General features: G+C 45.1%; 9 protein-coding genes and 3 pseudogenes. 11 read left to right on the forward strand and 1 reads right to left on the reverse strand.

Features of this window, described 5'->3' with window-relative positions:
- Positions 1-198: S8 family serine peptidase (locus GC102_RS21830; protein WP_246321049.1), on the forward strand; the 198-nt coding region annotated here is incomplete at its 5' end.
- Positions 199-392: 194 nt separating this feature from the next.
- Here GC102_RS21830 and GC102_RS21835 read toward each other — a convergent pair.
- Complete coding sequence (locus GC102_RS21835) at positions 393-620, reverse strand: hypothetical protein (RefSeq protein ID WP_171691369.1); 228 nt, start codon at positions 618-620, stop codon at positions 393-395.
- Positions 621-1,059: 439 nt separating this feature from the next.
- On the opposite strand from GC102_RS21835, the pseudogene GC102_RS21840 reads away from it, so the two are divergent.
- The 10 genes and pseudogenes from GC102_RS21840 to GC102_RS21880 form a co-directional block, all read left to right on the forward strand.
- Positions 1,060-4,857, forward strand: a pseudogene (locus tag GC102_RS21840) (DUF5695 domain-containing protein); the annotation flags it as partial.
- Between the two features lie 186 nt (positions 4,858-5,043).
- A pseudogene (locus GC102_RS40665) lies at positions 5,044-6,504 on the forward strand (OmpL47-type beta-barrel domain-containing protein); the annotation flags it as partial.
- Positions 6,505-6,840: 336 nt separating this feature from the next.
- Positions 6,841-7,280 (forward strand): annotated as a pseudogene (locus GC102_RS21845) (sigma-70 family RNA polymerase sigma factor); the annotation flags it as partial.
- Positions 7,281-7,340: 60 nt separating this feature from the next.
- Entirely contained in the window at positions 7,341-8,015 is a 675-nt protein-coding gene (locus tag GC102_RS21850) for an ABC transporter ATP-binding protein (protein ID WP_171691370.1), read from the forward strand.
- Positions 8,016-8,322: 307 nt separating this feature from the next.
- Entirely contained in the window at positions 8,323-10,587 is a 2,265-nt protein-coding gene (locus tag GC102_RS21855; RefSeq protein ID WP_171691371.1) for a helix-turn-helix domain-containing protein, read from the forward strand.
- A 217-nt stretch (positions 10,588-10,804) separates the two neighbouring features.
- The gene (locus GC102_RS21860) at positions 10,805-11,740 is read left to right on the forward strand and encodes an ABC transporter permease (RefSeq protein ID WP_171691389.1); all 936 of its coding nucleotides are present in this window, start codon (positions 10,805-10,807) and stop codon (positions 11,738-11,740) included.
- A gap of 17 nt (positions 11,741-11,757) precedes the next feature.
- Positions 11,758-12,645, forward strand: coding sequence for a carbohydrate ABC transporter permease (locus tag GC102_RS21865; RefSeq protein ID WP_171691372.1), 888 nt, complete (start codon positions 11,758-11,760; stop codon positions 12,643-12,645).
- Between the two features lie 62 nt (positions 12,646-12,707).
- Positions 12,708-14,339: a type 2 periplasmic-binding domain-containing protein gene (locus GC102_RS21870; RefSeq protein ID WP_171691373.1), complete on the forward strand. Its 1,632-nt coding sequence runs from the start codon at positions 12,708-12,710 to the stop codon at positions 14,337-14,339.
- Positions 14,340-14,419: 80 nt separating this feature from the next.
- Positions 14,420-15,928, forward strand: coding sequence for a sulfatase family protein (locus GC102_RS21875; RefSeq protein ID WP_171691374.1), 1,509 nt, complete (start codon positions 14,420-14,422; stop codon positions 15,926-15,928).
- 20 nt (positions 15,929-15,948) lie between these two features.
- Positions 15,949-17,499 (forward strand): sulfatase family protein, encoded by a 1,551-nt coding sequence (locus GC102_RS21880; RefSeq protein WP_171691375.1) that lies wholly within the window; start codon positions 15,949-15,951, stop codon positions 17,497-17,499.
- The last annotated feature ends 1 nt before the right edge of the window (position 17,500 follow it).

The raw sequence follows: 17,500 nt of genomic DNA on the forward strand, positions 1-17,500 counted from the left end.
GCAGCATTGCAAGATGCAATAAGAGCTGTTAAAAATGCTGGTATTCTTATTATTGTAGCTTCTGGAAATGATGGTATTAATAAAATTGATTTTCCAGCACAGTATCCTGCAGCTATTGCTGTAGGTTCTGTAAATGATGATCTTAGATATGGGGTGGAAAAGCGGCGCTTTGCGGTGTCCGTATTTGAAATCGTTTAGCATCGTTTAATAGTTGGAACCCCATATCCAATTCCCTCTCCATGCCCAAACGTATTGGTTTAGACAAGGACCTGAGTCACAGCCTCGGGTTTTTCTTAGTCTATACGAAATTGGAGCAAATAGTCCATTGGCGTTACGCCATACACCTTAAGCATGCATTTGGCCAAGTAGTTAGGGTGGTGAGGCGTGGAACCCTAGTGACTCGCATCAGGTCTCAGTATGAAGGCTTCACCCTTCTGGATTGTCCACTCCAACATTCCTTCCCCTATATGTAAAGTCCCTTTGGTCACTACCATTAAATCAAATACACCGATCTGGTTTCTACTAATATGCTGCTCGTCAACATGGAAAAAAGTGCGTCCGCAATCGATAAAATAAGGCACGGGGGGCGAGATAAAATGGAGAATTGGGGATGTATTCATTTATTCACGCCCCATGGAACAGGTTGTAATTTTTAAAAATGTGGTTGTAAATCCCTATATAATTTCCATATTACACCATGTAGAATAACTATTAAAGCGCTTACCAGAATGATGAAATTTATAAAAAAAACGGGGAGCAAGTACATGACGATCAATCTCCAGACCTTTCCTTTGAGGATGTACGCATCACGGATGCCCATTTGGTCTGCATATATTCGATTGGTTCGGGATGTTGTCGTTTCTTATCAGCGGGAGGTGTTGACGTAACCAGCGGTATTTTATCAAGGGATTGCTACTACAGGGATAAAAGGTTAAAAACACAACTACATCTAAATTGGAGGTAACAAGGATGGAAGTAACGGAATCTCGGAGGTCGGATAGGTATAGGGTTGGATTAAAGAAGCTACTAGTGCTGCCGATTTCTCTTTGTTTTACCATCATGTTGTTGTGTCTCCTATCTTCAGTGGCGTCTGCTGAATCTCTCGCGGACAGTCTATCCAATGATATTTTTGACATACAGACAGGAACCCATGGTGAAATCACCTCATTACAGCTAAAAGGGGATGTATTCCCTACGGAATATGTGATGAATCCAACCAATGCTCCAAACCAGAATACGCCCGACCATCAATGGCTCGGGGAACTGATGTTTACATACAAGCTTGGAAACGGGGAATGGACGAAGGCTTGGACAAGCAAGTCAGATGACGGTAGAACGATATCGAGGAGTGGGAATGAAATTACAGTTACGTATGAGAACGCTTCAAACCCTGAGGGGATCCGGAATTTTAAGGTTATTGAAAAATATGCTTTAGTGGATGACTATGTCAAATGGACGATTGCTATTGAAAATACGAGCAACCAGACTCTAGAGATTGGGGACCTTGGCCTCCCTTTGCCGTTTAATGAACTATGGCAGGCGCCGAATGACCGTATTTATGAAACTAGAGTTTTGAATCATTCGTTTGTTGGTAATAACAGCTCGTATATCACGATTCAAAGGCCAAGCGGCATCGGTCCTTCCGTGCTTTTGGTTCCTGATGCAGCGACCGGCGCCGGCTTTGAATATCAAGACCGCTGGAAGCGTGAGGAGCATCCGGGCAGCAACTGGACGAATGATTCGGCAGGCTGGGTGGAAGGACTGAATGTCTACTATATCCATTCTAACGTGATCAAGAGTACCAATAAGGGGTACCTCCCGAATACAAGCCTGATCCTTGCTCCGAGTGAGAGTAAATCTTATGCTTTTAAGTTTTTTAAAACAGTTGATGATAACGATGTGAAAGCCAAGCTCTACGACGAGGGCCTCGTTGATGTCACCGTGGTGCCAGGGATGATTTTTGCAACCAATATGAAGGCCAAGATCGATTTGCATACGTTCAAAGACATAACTTCCGTTACCGCACAATATCCATCTGAGACAATGATCACTTTTCTGAATACGGCCCCTGCCAACCACAAGATTTACGAGCTCACACTGGGCCATCTGGGACAGAATGATCTTACCGTTCAATATGGAAACGGGGAAAAAACCGTCCTGCAATTTTATGCGATTGAGCCTATTGACGCCGCATTGCAGAGACATTCCACTTTTATGGTAGAAAAGACGCAATATAATGATCCGGGAACCATTAGAGATAAGGTTTTTGACGATTGGATGATGCAAAATAAAACGACTAGAAACCGATTCAATGGTTATTGGGGATGGGGCGATGACTGGGGATTAACGCATGGACAATTTTTGGCCGAAAAGAACTCGCAGGTCCCGATTGCCTCGGAAGTTAAAGCGGTCGATGACTATCTGGAGACGGCCATTTGGACCAATCTAATGAACGGACATCATGAGGATTATCTGGTTCCGGATTTCTTAATGAATCAGCCAAACACAACGCCGACGTATCGTGGCTACGCTTACCCTCATATTTATAATACGTACTTCAGCATGTATAAGATTGCCAAGATGTATCCTGATCTTGTCGCATATAAGCACACGAAAGAAGAGTATCTTCTGCGGACATATAATATTTTCAAAGCCTTATATGATGGTCCGGTTGCGTACAACTGGGAGACAGGTCTTATGGGAGAGTTGACGACACCTGACATTATCAAAGCCCTGCAGGACGAGGGGTTCACGGCTGAGGCGAATTATCTCATCGCTAAGATGGCTACCAAGTATAACAATTTTAAAAACACGACGTATCCGTATGGCTCTGAGTACAGCTATGACAATACCGGCGAAGAAGCGGTGTATACGTTAGCCAAAATGAACAACAATACGACGATGATGAGCAAAATTATTGCAAAAACAAGAGCCGATCGCGGGCAAATGCCGATCTGGTATTATTATGCAGATCCGGTGACGATTACGGGTGAGAACTGGTGGAACTTTCAGTACTCGACTTCACTCGCTGGCTATACGATGGATGACTGGATTCGCAATCATTCCGCAGCGCCTGAGGTTGAACAGCGCTTATCTTACGCTGCCAAAATTGCCAATATCGGTGCTATTAACTCTGGACAAATTAGCTCAGACCCCGCGAACATCGGTGCGTCTTCATGGACGTATCAAGCGGAAAAAGGAAACTACGGCGCAATGGGTCTAGATGGCGGACCTCTTTTTAACGGATGGAGAGGGATGACGGGTGAGTCCGATTTAGGGTTATTCGGAGCGATCAAGATTCTGAGCAGCGATGTAGCCATTGATCCGATTTTCGGGTTAACGGGATATGGCGCAGATGTAACGGATAGCGGCTCGAACTACGACATTACGCCAAAAGACGGTGTGTTCAAGCGTATAAATCTGATCACCGAAAAGCTTAACTTAGAGTTGGATCGAGATCAGTTTATGAATGTCACAATAGCAAAGAGCAAGAACTACGTTCAGCTGAGCATGAAAAACGTAACGCCCGGTATGCAGCATCAAACAAGAATTGCGTTCACGGGACTTAAAAAAGCGACCTATGATATCTTAGTTGACGGTGTGCATCAAGGAAAATTGAATGCTTATGGCTCTAAAGCAACGCTTACGATTAATGCTGGAGCGGCAGCAACTTATACAGTTGAGCTACAAGAAGGAATAAAGGATGCGAATACAGCACCGATCGTGAATGCTGGTACCGATAGTTCGATTACTTTACCGGATGATGTTAGTTTAAAAGGAACGGCTAGTGACGATGATCTTCCTGGCGGCGTGTTAACTGCTCAATGGAGCTTGGTGAACGGACCAGGTACGGCAACGTTTGCTGACGCTTCTGCACTGAATACGAATGTAACCGTATCCGCTGCTGGGGATTATGTATTCAAGCTGCGAGTAAGCGACTCGGAGTTATCTTCCGAAGATATAGTTACAGTTTCGGTAGCGCCTGCACCACCCTTGCCTCCGGTCATCTTACAATATACATTTAACGAGACAAGTGGAACAACAGCCTCCGATTCAACAGGCAATGGCATGGATGGAACTCTAAAGGGCTCGGCAACATGGGTTCAAGGCAAGCAAGACAACGGATTGCAATTAAACGGCACGGATAGTTACGTGAAAATGCCTGCGAGCATCCTAAGTCGCGTACATGATATTACGATTTCTACTTGGGTGAAAGCAAATAAGTTGGGCAATTATTCAAGAATATTCGACTTCGGAAGCGGAACGAATACTTATATGTACCTGTCCCCGAAAGTAGGCGGAGGGGGGATGAAGTTTGGCATCACAACGACCGGGAATGGGCCGGGACAAGAACAGGTTATCGATGCACCAGCTCTTCCTACTGGCGTATGGAAACATGTGGCGTTCACCCTTTCCGGAACAACCGGGATTCTCTATGTTGACGGCGTGCAGGTTGGAATCAACACGAACATCACTCTGAATCCATCGAGTTTAGGGAAAACGATCAATAATTATATCGGAAAATCTCAGTTCGCGGATCCTTATTTGGATGGCATTGTGGATGACTTCCGAATCTACAGTAGTGCGCTTAGTGCGACGGAAATCGCTTCACTCGCGGCACCGCCTTTTGATGATATTGTATCTTTAGATGAAGTCAATCTTACTACACAGGAGAAAGTGGCGCCGAAATTACCGCAAACCGTAACAGCTCATTTGAAAAATGCCAGTATCATTGACGTTCCGGTAACTTGGGATGATATCGATCCTTCCCGGTATGATTCAGAAGGCAATTCTTTCACTGTAGCGGGTACTGTGGTTGGATCTACGACTTTGAAAACAAAAGCGAATATTGTTGTAACGGGAGTCATGTTGGATCCGTTCCCTTCATTGGTTGCACGGTACAAATTTGATGAAGCAAATGGCACCAGCGTTATCGACGCATCGGGTAACGGACATGATGGAACGACGAAAGGATCGCTTGCTTGGGAACCGAGTGGACATCAGAATGGTGCTTTAACATTCAGCGGCACAAGCGGAAATTACGTAGACTTAGGCAGGAGCGGAGATTTGCAGCCGAACAAGATTACACTCTCTTATTGGATCAAGCGGACGACAAGCATGAATGCTAATGAGAACATATTACTGTGGTTCAAACCGGAGAACGATTACGCGGCTAATGGATTTTTCGTCACTTATAACGGTGATGTCTCCAGCTTGGTTATGGTCGACGGAACGGGTAATTTCTTTGTGAAAGCGAGGCCGGATGATTTCCTTCCTCTAAACGAATGGACAAATGTAGTGTTCACCTTCGATTCAGAGACCAAGGCAGCGGCGATTTACAAGAACGGTATCTCCCAACAGATTGATACGGATGGGGATCTTAATTCGATAACCGCTACATCCGATATTAAGAAAATCGGTGTATCCGGATATGGTAATGGAGCGCAACTGAACGCAACAGTAGACGATTTCCGGATTTATAATGGTGCTATGACGGCGAAACAAATAAAGGTCCTTTATGACGGTAAAGATGTGCAAAGCGTTCAGCCTGTTGCTGTTTCAACCTCAATCAGCAAAGCTCCGGTGCTGCCTGATACGGTTTGGGTCATCTACGAAAACACGAGTCAAGATACGGCAGTTGTTAGTTGGGATGCGATTGATCCAATGCAATATGCACAGAGTGGTGTATTTCAGGTGTATGGAAAAGTGGATGGAACATCAATTAAAGCCGTAGCGAATATAACGGTCACTAGCCTCATACCGGCAACGAGAGCTGTTCTAGCGCCGTCTGAGCCAGATGGACGGAACGGATGGTACGTACATCCGGTTACGGTAAACCTGATTGCCGATAATCAGTCAGGTGCAATACTGACGGAGTACAATCTAGATGGTGGGGGAACATGGCGAACATATACGGGACCCATTACCATGAATCAGGACGGTAAGTATAATGTGAGCTACCGTTCATCAGACAATGCCGGCAACGTAGAAGTCGTGAAGACAGTCAGCTTTAACCTGGATGTAGCTGCACCAACAATCAGCATTTCTGGATTAGTGGGAAATAGAGACCTTAGCGATGATGGGGATATCTCGCCTACGTTTTTAGTGAACGACGGCATGTCGGGGGTTGACAGCAGTAGGACTACTGTAACGCTGGATACTTATTCTTTCCAGACAGGAACGCCCATCCCGCTTTATACGCTGCCGCTTGGCTCGCATACATTTATGGTGGCTTCGAGCGACTTGGCTGGGAACGCGGCTAGCGTAACAGTGACGTTTCAGACGACGACAAGCATTGACGCTTTAAAGGCACTGATCACTCGCTTTGCCAAGAATAACTGGATTGATAATGCCGGAATTGCCAATAGCTTGCAAAAGAAATTGGATAAAGGCAATGTGGAGAGTTTCGTGAGCGAGGTGCAGGCGCAAGCAGGTAAACATGTCTCAAGTGAAGCTGCAACGTACCTGCTTCGAGATGCTCAAGCTTTAATAAATAAGAAATAAGTGTCTGGAGAATTTTTTGAAGGTATTGGAATTTGCCAAGTAACAATTACAGACTCCCTTAAGGCGACACTGTCTTGGGGAGTATTTTTTTGTTCATCAGCGACGTTCAGTCCATAGTTCGAAGCGGGCGATCAGGCAATATTGTGACCAGCGGTTTGGGAAGTAAGAACAATAAGAGGATTGAAAGAGGAGATACAAATTCGTACAGAGCAAGATCCTTAACGGCTACTGAGCTAATTATCGAGAATAATGGACAGTTTATGCTAAGAAACGGATTCCATGTGTTTTAGATAAACCATTTTACTGACCGTTGGTTACGTTGCTTCGAGTACACAACTCAAAAAATTCGACAATACAGGGGAAGATCTCGAGGATTTAATCTCGATTGGGACGATCGGATTGATCAAAGCCATCGAGTCATTCTCGCCGAACAAAGGGACCAAGCTCGCGACATTCGCCGCTCGCTGTATTGAGAACGAGATCCTTATGCATCTGCGTTCGCTTAAGAAAACGCGTAAGGATGTATCTTGCATGATCCCATCGGAACGGACAAAGAGGGGAATGAGATTACGTTGATCGACATCCTTGGCACGGAGGCCGATGATGTCGTGGATAAGGTACAGCTGAAGATAGAGAAGAGTAAAATCTATCGCAATCTGGAGATCTTGGACGATCGCGAGAAGGAAGTCGTCGTTGGGCGATTTGGGCTGGAATTAGGCGGGGAAGAGCGGACGCTCATGAAGCTGTATCATGAGTTTTATAAGGCGAAACGGTAAGGCTTTTGAATCGAATACTTCATTTATTTGGACCCTGTGCAAGTAATGGAGGTGAAGGTTATGACGTTAATCCATATCGAGAAAGCCAGTAAATACTATACGATGGGTGAGGAAACGATTAAAGCGTTAGATGACGTCTCGCTAGATATTGATCATGGAGAGTTCGTAGCTATTATGGGGCCGTCAGGTTCCGGCAAATCAACACTGATAAACATCATAGGGTGTTTGGATATTGTAGATAAAGGTGTTTATGACCTTGATGGTCAAGCAATAAACGTGCTTAAGGATTCACAGCTAGCTGAGATTCGCAATCAGAAGATTGGATTTGTTTTTCAGAGTTTTAACTTGCTGCCATGGTTAAGTGCTTATGAGAATGTGGAGTTGCCTTTGATCTATCGGGGGCTGAGCAAAAAGGAAAGAGAGCCATTCGTTTTGCATGCACTGGAATCAGTGGATTTATTGGATCGCAGGAAGCACTTTCCATCGGAGTTATCTGGTGGACAGCAGCAACGTGTTGCTATAGCGCGAACGTTGGCAGGAGATCCATCGATCATTTTGGCGGATGAGCCTACAGGTGCGCTGGATTCGAAGACAGGTATGGAGATTTTAAACATTTTAAAGAGATTACATGCACAAGGTCGGACGATTATTTTGATTACGCATGACTCATTGATTGCGGAACAAGCAAGGCGGATTGTGAGGTTTCGGGATGGGCGGTTGAATGAAGTTGTCTAGTGTTTATAGACCGGGACTCCGAATAAGGGGTTACGGTTTGTTTTGTTTTCTTTGAGTTATTCAATGATAAATTTCAAGAAATGAGCTGACTTGAGCAAGTTGATATAGTTAGACTCTCCACCGCCGTCTTTGAAGTCGTGTTCTTATCGCATGGTATACCTTCGTCCACTCCAAATACATTTCGCCAATCGATAATCTATTTGGCATATGTCATTGTGAAAGCGTTATCAGTAAAATAAGCTCTGTCTTATGATATAATGGTTCTTCATCATTACAATGATAACAATGCATCTGGGGGATGATAAGATTGTTGAACAAAATTCCTTTGTTATATAAATATTTGATATCTTACCTGATCTTGCTTCTCATACCTCTGCTCGTTATCGGTCTGTCCGTTTATCATCATTATGTCGTTATTTTGAAGGATGAAGTGACGAGCAATCATCAGCGGATGCTGGAGCAGATTCAGGGGTCCTTCGATCTGAAAATCAAGGAAATGAACACTATCGCTGCTGAAATCGCTTCCAAACCAGAGTTGACGCCATTTCAATTACAGCAAGATATGTACAATGCGGTCAAGGCCAAAAACTTGCTGACTTATTACAAGTCCAACGATTTTATCAGAGACGTTCTTATATATATTAATGGGCAACCGTATTTGTATTCCGGTACAAGCACGTACACGCCTTCCATGTTAATTGATAATATTTACCGGTACGAATCGTGGACATCACAGCAATTCACTGAGGATTTGCTTGAATTACGTGCGCCTCGATTCCGCCCTTCGGAGAAAGTGGAGTCTTCGCAATTAACGGATAAAAGAGTGTTGACCTATCTCGTTCCGCTTCCAGTCAACGGTACGATTACATATGGTTCAGTCCTGTTCATTATTGAAGAACAGAAGGTCAGGAATATGCTAAAAGGCCTTTTGGAATACAAGGAAGGCAATACGATGGTCTTTGATCGTCAAGGGCAGTTAATCGTATCCTTGCATGATGAACCTTACTTTGCAGGGGTGGACATCTCTCCAATGGTAGCCTCTTTGCCGTTAGGGACAAGTACTACGCAATTGAACGATCATGATTATGCATTCTCCAAAGTGAAATCCTCTTATAACGGATGGACCTATGTTACGATCCTGCCTACCGATCAATTCATGCAACGTATCAACGAGATTCAAACAAGGGCATTATTCGGATTAATATGGGTTATTGTGATCGGCAGTGTGCTAATCTTTGTATTACTACATGTTAATTACTATCCCGTACGCCGGTTTTTATTGTTTACTGGTAAACAATGGGGAGGGTCGTTTCGCAATTTCAATGATGTTACACAAGCGATTCATCAAATCGCCGAAGAAAAGCATCACATGGGGCAGCAAATAACGAATCATCGTTCAGCAGTACGCGAGCAAATGCTATTGACCTTGATCAAGGGTCGCGTGAATCATGTAGAGGAGTTTCGCTCCAAAGCCGAGATGGTTGAAATCTGCTTCACCAAGCCAATGTTTTTTGTGGTGCGCTTTGCCATACGCGATCTAATCAGTATGGAGCGGGAGCGCCAAACGGAACTGGTTCAGGAAATTGAAGAAAGCATGATCAAGTTATTCGAGGCTTATCACGTTGACGGGCTGGAGGGTCCGATACTCAACTTTATTTGCACCGCCGATACGGAAAGTGAACAGCTGAGACCTAACATGACGCAACTGCACAAGTACATTCGCGAACAATTCGATATCGATGTGACGATCGGTGTCGGCAATTTGTATCTGGATCTTCGTGAGCTTGGGAAATCATTTATCGAGGCATCAACAGCATTGGATTTCAGACTGATCAAAGGCTTTAATGAAGTTATTTTTTATAGCGATATCACAGAACATACCAATTCGGAGTTTCGTTATCCACGACAAGAGATTGAGACGATGGAGACACTCATTCGCCAAGGGGATACGGACACCGTGAAGGCAATGGTTAGACAAATACTATCGATCATTGAAACCGGTTCGATGCCGCTGCATATGGTTCGCTGTGTTTGCTACGATATGATCAACTGCATACTGAAAGCTATGTATCGCTTGAACGGCAGGTTGGAGGCAGACGGGAAGACTTACCCCGATGTAATCGGCCTGACTAAATTTGATACCATTCAAGATCTAGCTTTATTAATTGAACATATGTGCGAAGATTTGTGCGCCGACATTCTGGGTTCACAATCGGATTCCAGGAATAGAGGGCTCAAACAAGCCATGCAGGATTACATTCAATCGAACTATCATGACTCCCAATTTTCCGTACAGGCGATGGCGGATCATTTTACGATATCTGCCTCTTATCTGAAGAAATCTTATAAAGAACTAACTGGACAAACCATTACGGATGAAGTCAATCACTGTCGGATGGAACAAGCCAAGCATTTACTCAGATCTACAGACATGGTGTTGAAGGATCTCATTCAGCAAATCGGTTACTTTGATGTCCCCAGCTTTATCCGAAAATTTAAGCAAAGCGTTAAGGTGACACCGGGAGAATATCGGAAGCTATGGGGAAACAGGACGGATATTGATGTTGAGTAGAATATGACCCATAAAGACCTTTCCGGTTCCCAAAGAACCATGCGAGAGGTCTTTATGATATGCAGATCAAGTCACAATGTATAATGACAACCGCAAATACACCCCGCATATTTACCCTGCCCACCGATGTTGTTATTGTTTAAGGTGCCGCGGTACGGTGGATCGATAACAAATGAATTTTGGAGGTGATCTCTTGAAACTTGCGAATCAGACATCAATGAAAGCGAATTCTTCGCATGAATCTTTCCTTTGGCATAAATGGAAGCGTATTCGTAAGCAGTATCAATTGTATTTATTTCTTCTTCCTACTCTTTTGTATTTTCTTGTCTTTCATTATGCTCCCATGTATGGGCTGGTCATTGCTTTCAAAAATTTCGTAGCGGTTAAAGGAATCATGGGCAGTCCTTGGGCAGGTTTTACGCATTTTGAACGATTCTTCAACTCGTTTCAATTTACTACGGTTTTGTATAACACGCTGATCATTAATGTTTATGAATTGTTTGCGGCTTTTCCGATTCCAATTGTTCTGGCGCTCTTATTGAATCAAGTCACTCATTCAAGATTCAAAAGATTGGTTCAGACCGTAACTTACGCCCCGCATTTTATATCGGTAGTCGTTATTGTAGGTATGCTTTACCTGTTTCTATCACCGCGAAGCGGATTAATTAATCAATTGATTCAATGGTTGGGCGCAGAACCGATCTATTTTATGGCCAGCGCGGAATGGTTTAAATCGATTTTTGTTTTTTCTGGCATATGGCAAAGTGCAGGCTGGTCCATGATTATTTATTTGGCGGCGTTGACTGCAGTGAACCCCGATCTGCATGAAGCTGCAGTTGTTGATGGAGCCAATAAAGTTCAAAGAATATGGCATATCGATTTGCCTTCGATCCTGCCGACCATCATGATCCTTCTTATTTTGAATATCGGGAGTTTTATGGCTGTAGGTTTTGAAAAAATCTATTTAATGCAGAATCCGTTGAATCTGGAGTCGTCTGAGGTCATTCAAACTTACGTTTACAAAACCGGACTGTTAAGTTCTCAATACAGCTATTCCACAGCTGTTGGTCTGTTTAATTCACTGATTAACTTTGTGCTGCTAATTTCATTTAATCAACTCGCTAAGTCCATGAAACAGACAAGTTTATGGTAGAAGGAGCATGATCTCGCATGATTTTGAAGCAAAGCCGGGCAGACCGGTGGTTCGACATTCTCAATTACAGCTTTCTGACTCTGATCATGGTCATTGTGATGTACCCGTTATATCTCATCATCATTTCATCCATTAGTGATCCGAATAGCGTCAATGGAGGTCTGGTATGGATCATTCCTGATGGTTTCACGATGGAAGGATACAAGCGGATATTTATGGATCAGAGGATATGGACGGGATACCGGAACTCACTGTTCTATGCGGCTCTCGGAACGGCGATCAATGTTACTCTTACGCTGGGTGCCGGCTATGCTTTATCCCGGACAGATCTGGTGGGTCGAAAAATATTCATGTTTCTTATCGTATTCACGATGTTTTTCGGTGGAGGACTTATCCCGACGTACTTATTGGTTAAGGAACTCGGTATGGTGAATACCATCTGGTCCCAGGTAATTCCCAATGCCGTTGGCGCCTTTAATATCATCATAACCAGGACCTTTTTTCAATCCACGATTCCTAAAGAATTGCAGGATGCTGCGGAAATAGACGGATGCACGGATGCCAAGTTCTTTTTCAAGATTGTGCTGCCGCTTTCGATGCCGATCGTGGCTGTGATGGTGTTATTCAGTGTAGTGGGTCATTGGAACTCATATTTCCAAGCATTAATTTACTTGCGTAATGAGTCCTTATTTCCGCTGCAAATCGTTCTTCGCGAAATTCTCATTGTGAATCAGACCCAGGATAATATGATGATTACAGCTAAAGACGATGCAGAAATGTTAAGGATCGTCGATGTGATGAAATACGGAGTCATTATAGTGGCTAGTTTGCCTGTCCTCATTTTATATCCGTTCTTACAAAGATATTTTGTTAAAGGCGTCATGATCGGTTCGCTCAAAGGTTAAGCGGTATTAGCTGCAAGATATGAAATTACTACATTGGATAATCGAAAGGGGATCTTATCGATATGAGAACCAAACTTTTTGTGAGATCGGGATTTGTATTCGCGACTGCTTCTGCGCTTCTGCTTTCCGGCTGTTCCACAGGACAGGATGTAGATTCAAGCAAGGGTAAAGACAATGGGAAAGAGCCTGCTAATTTAAACGCGACAGGTTTGCCAATTGTGAAGGAGAAATTGACGCTTAAGATGGTGACGACCAAAGCGGCCCAGCAGAAGAAACCACATGGGGAGATGCAGGTCATCAAGAATTTTGAGAATGAGACGAATGTACACATCGAATGGGATGCTACAGCCGCAGGACAAGGCTACCCAGAGAAGAAGAATCTGATGTTTGCCGGAGGTGATCTGCCTGATGCGTTCTTCGGCCCGGAGAGCTTATCGGATGACGATTTGATTCGGTATGGCCCGCAGGGTTTGATTATCGCGCTGGAGAGCTTGATACCGAAGTACGCCCCCCACATTCAGGAGATGATGGATAAGAATCCGAGCATTAAGAAGACCATCACCGCGCCGGATGGGCATATTTATTCAATTCCGAGCATCGAGGAAGGCAAAGAAAATATGATTGGTGAGGTCACGTTCATCAATAAGAAATGGCTGGACAAATTAAATCTGCAAGTACCGACGACAACCGAGCAATTTGAACAGGTATTAAAAGCATTTAAGGAAAAAGATCCGAATGGGAATGGAAAGCCAGATGAGATTCCTTTCAGTTTTTTATACGGTAATGCTTTAAACGGGATTTATTCGTTCAGTGGAGCTTTCGGTTCACTTGACAATGGACAGCACATCATGGTCGAAAATAATAAAGTCGCTTTAACGACTGTGCAGCCGGGCTTCAAGGAAGCGACTAAGTACATGAACCAATTGTACAAGCAAGGATTGATCGATCAGGAGGCTTTTACACATGACCGTAATGTGTATTTTGCTAAGGGACGCAGCAAGGGAGCTCCCGTATATGGAGCATTTAGCGGTTTTCTTGCAACGAACGTTGTTGGTCCGGAGTATGCCGATCAGTACATAGCGCTGCCACCATTGAAGGGCCCAGGCGGTACTCAACTTTACAATGAATATGAGGCAAGTTACTTCACCCGGGCTGGATTTGCGATTACTTCTTCGAACAAGAACCCTGAAGCATCTCTTCGCTGGATTAATGAATTGTATAAGGAAAAGAATGCACTGCAATGGAGTAATGGACCTATTGGTGTCACCATAACAGAAAAAGCGGATGGCACCTACGGTTATATGCCAACCCCCCAGGGTATGAGCTTTGATGAGTTCCGCACCAGTGAAGCGCCGGGCAATACTTCGGCCAAAGCCATCCTGCAGGCAACGGCAAGCAAGATAGAGCCCAATGAATCGGTAAAAAAGAGACTTGAGTATTTGGCGGCCTATAAGCCATTTATGAAAAAAATGATACTGCCAAGTATGCTGCTGGATACCAAAGATTCCGAAAGGGTAGCAGTGCTAAAGACCGATATCATCAATTACATTACACAGATGCAGACGAAGTGGGTTATGAATGGCACGCTGGATGCGGAATGGAACGAATATATAAGTAAGCTGGATAAAATGGGACTGAAGGAAATGATGGATATTTACCAAAACGCTTATACCCGTTATCAAGCCGTCAAATAAACGCACATTCTTATCGTCCCGGTATTCGCTTCTTGCGGTATCGGGACATCCTTTATCAATCCAGACAGGGAGAAATGGCAATGGCGAAGAAACCGAATATTTTGTTAATCACAAGTGATCAGCAGCACTGGAACACCATTGGTGCATTCAATCACGAAATCTCGACACCGAATTTGGATCGGCTTGTTCAGGAAGGCACTGTGTTCAATCGAGCGTATTGTCCGAACCCAACTTGTACACCCAGCCGCTCCTCGATCATTACGGGGATGTATCCCAGTCAGCACGGTGCTTGGGCATTGGGAACCAAATTGCCTGAGGATGCACGGACAGTGGGAGAAGAGCTGCAAGCCAGTGGATATGAAACAGCACTCATTGGTAAGGGTCACTTTCAGCCATTGGTCTCAACGCAAATGTATCCTTCGATAGAGTGCGAGCAGCAGCTTCAGGATTTGGAGTTTTGGAAGAGCTTTAAGGGACCTTTCTACGGATTCAAGCATGTAGAAATGCTGCGCAACCATGCGCATGAACATCTAGCTGGACAGCATTACGCCATATGGATGGAGGAACAGGGATTTGACTGGAAAGCTCATTTCGCGGAACCGACGGGCACCTTGCCTTATGGGACGGAGCACCATTGGTCGCTGCCGGAGGAGGTTCACTATAATAACTGGATTGCGGAGCGGACGAATGCCTATCTGGAACAATTTCAAAGCGAGGATCAACCGTTTATGCTGTGGGCTAGCTTCCCCGACCCTCATCCGCCTTATCTGGTTTCGGAGCCGTGGGCCAGCATGTACGATCCCGAAAAGCTGACGCTGCCGGCACTTACGCCTGGTGAACACGAGCGGAATCCGCCTCATTTTGGTAAAACACAGCAAGCCAGTCCCGATTTTTCGTCTTATCAGGAAACGGGAAAAGGGGTTCATGGTTTCAGCAGCCACTTGATTCCGGAGCAGACACAGAAGAAGAATATGGCGGTTTATTACGGCATGATCAGCTTTATGGATAAATACATTGGCCGCATTCTGGATAAGCTGGATGAGCTTGGTCTTGCGGAAGATACCATCGTTGTCTACACGACAGATCACGGTCATTTCTTCGGACAGCACGGATTGCAGTTAAAGGGTGCGTTTCATTACGAAGATTTGTTGAAAATTCCCTTTATCGTCCGTTATCCGGGTGAAGTACCTGCCGGCACGGTCTCTGGTGCGATGCAGTCTCTCGTTGATTTGGCTCCGACGTTCTTAAGCTTTGCAGGCCATTCTATTCCAAGGGTAATGACCGGTGTGGATCAGAGCAACGTATGGCTCGGCCGACAACTCGAAGCAAGAAATCATATCATTTGCGAGCATCGTAATGAACCGACCACGATGCATGTGAGAACCTACGTGAATCATAGATATAAACTAACCGTCTACTATAACCGCTCCTATGGGGAACTGTTTGATCTGCAGGACGATCCGGGAGAGCTTTATAATCAATGGGATGCACCACCCTATCAGCGCATCAAATCGGAGCTGCTGCTTTCGTTTCTATGGGCAGAAATGGGCAAAGAGCCCTTATGGATGCCAAGGCTGCATCATGCTTAATAGACAGGAGATTAGATGTAATGGAGCAGCAAGGCGAAAGTCGCAGACAACCGAATGTACTCATTATTCATACGGATCAGCAGCGTTATGATAGTCTCGGCTGCACCGGAAACCGTTATGCTCTGACACCGCATATCGACCGTCTGGCTTCGCAGGGGACGTTATTTCATCGGCATATCAGCGCCCATCCAGTTTGTATGCCTTCACGGGCTTCATTTTTTACCGGACGTTACCCGAATGGGCATGGCGTGTATGCGAACGGCGTCGCAATCCCGCGGGGCAGCCAAATCACAGAGCATCCGATGAATGGTGGACAATCGATCAGCCCGAACACGATCAGCCATGTGCCTACGATGGCCGATGTGTTTGGCGAATCGGGTTATCGCACAGCGTCGATTGGCAAGCTTCATTTCACATGTACCAATGCTCCCCGGAGCAGTCATTTCGAGGAATCACGGATACGCTGGGCGGAAGAGGATATGGATACGTGGAGCGGGCCTTATTACGGATTCGAGCAGGTTCAGATGACGATTGGGCACGGTGAAAACTATACGGGGCATTACGGTAAGTGGCTGGAGCGTGAATATCAGGATGTTGTTGCAAAAGTCAGGTCCGGCGAGTATCGCGGAAACAGTTCCAACCATGGGCTGCTTTATCCTAGTGTTGTTCCGGTTGAAGCACATAGTTCGACATGGATTGCAGATCGGGCCATTTCATATCTAAGTCACACGGCTGGTGAAGATAAACCCTTCTTTCTGTTTCTCGGCTTCCCCGATCCTCACTTCCCATTTACACCACCCACAGAGTTGGCCGATCTATTCGCGGGGCAAGAGATTATGCCTGCCTATGAACGCAAGCAGGGGGCAGGGGAAATTCTTGGTTCCCAGAGGCAGTTATATCAGGAAGAAGCGATTCAGTACAGTCAGCGTTACGGTTCGGACTTTATTGGTTTAGCCAGACAATATACGGATGCAATGATTCATTTGATCGACCGTTCAGTCGGCCGCATCCTTTCTGTGTTGGAGCAGTTCGACCTTGCAGATGATACAATTATTCTCTTTACCAGCGATCATGGTGAATATTTGGGCGATTACGGATTGGTGTTCAAATCCGAGCATGGCTGCAAAGCCTTGAACCATATCCCCCTGATCATGAAAGTCCCGCAAACTGTGGATGTTTGGCCAAAAACATGCGATGCTGCGGTAAGCAATGTGGACATTCTACCGTCATTATGCGATTTGGTAGGTATTCAGGCACCGGCAGGCGTACAGGGACGTAGCATATTGCCACTTCTGCAGGGGACGAGGCTGTCACATCCGGTTCAAGTCACATGTTATGGCGATAAGCCGTCAGATCATAACTTCAGCCTCTGGAACGATCAGTACCGTTATACATGGTACCCTTCGACCGGCGAGTGTGAATTGTATGATCATCTAACCGATCCTTACGAAACAGACAATATCGCCGGTACGAAACAAGCCGCTCCCATTCAGACAGCGATGCACCTGCAGCTGCTGGAGCTTCACTGCCATACGGACCATCCCTCAGCAGGAAAAGTATCGAATTGGTAAA

This window comes from Paenibacillus germinis (assembly GCF_013141785.1).
In the GTDB taxonomy this organism is placed as follows: Bacteria; Bacillota; Bacilli; order Paenibacillales; family NBRC-103111; genus Paenibacillus_E; species Paenibacillus_E phytorum.

Bases quoted from the DNA above. Each gene is read 5' to 3' on its own strand.
- GC102_RS21865 (WP_171691372.1), top strand. From the start codon at position 11,758: ATGATTTTGAAGCAAAGCCGGGCAGACCGGTGGTTCGACATTCTCAAT.
- GC102_RS21850 (WP_171691370.1), top strand. From the start codon at position 7,341: ATGACGTTAATCCATATCGAGAAAGCCAGTAAATACTATACGATGGGT.
- GC102_RS21875 (WP_171691374.1), top strand. From the start codon at position 14,420: ATGGCGAAGAAACCGAATATTTTGTTAATCACAAGTGATCAGCAGCAC.
- GC102_RS21860 (WP_171691389.1), top strand. From the start codon at position 10,805: ATGAAAGCGAATTCTTCGCATGAATCTTTCCTTTGGCATAAATGGAAG.
- GC102_RS21880 (WP_171691375.1), top strand. From the start codon at position 15,949: ATGGAGCAGCAAGGCGAAAGTCGCAGACAACCGAATGTACTCATTATT.
- GC102_RS21835 (WP_171691369.1), bottom strand. From the start codon at position 620: ATGAATACATCCCCAATTCTCCATTTTATCTCGCCCCCCGTGCCTTAT.
- GC102_RS21870 (WP_171691373.1), top strand. From the start codon at position 12,708: ATGAGAACCAAACTTTTTGTGAGATCGGGATTTGTATTCGCGACTGCT.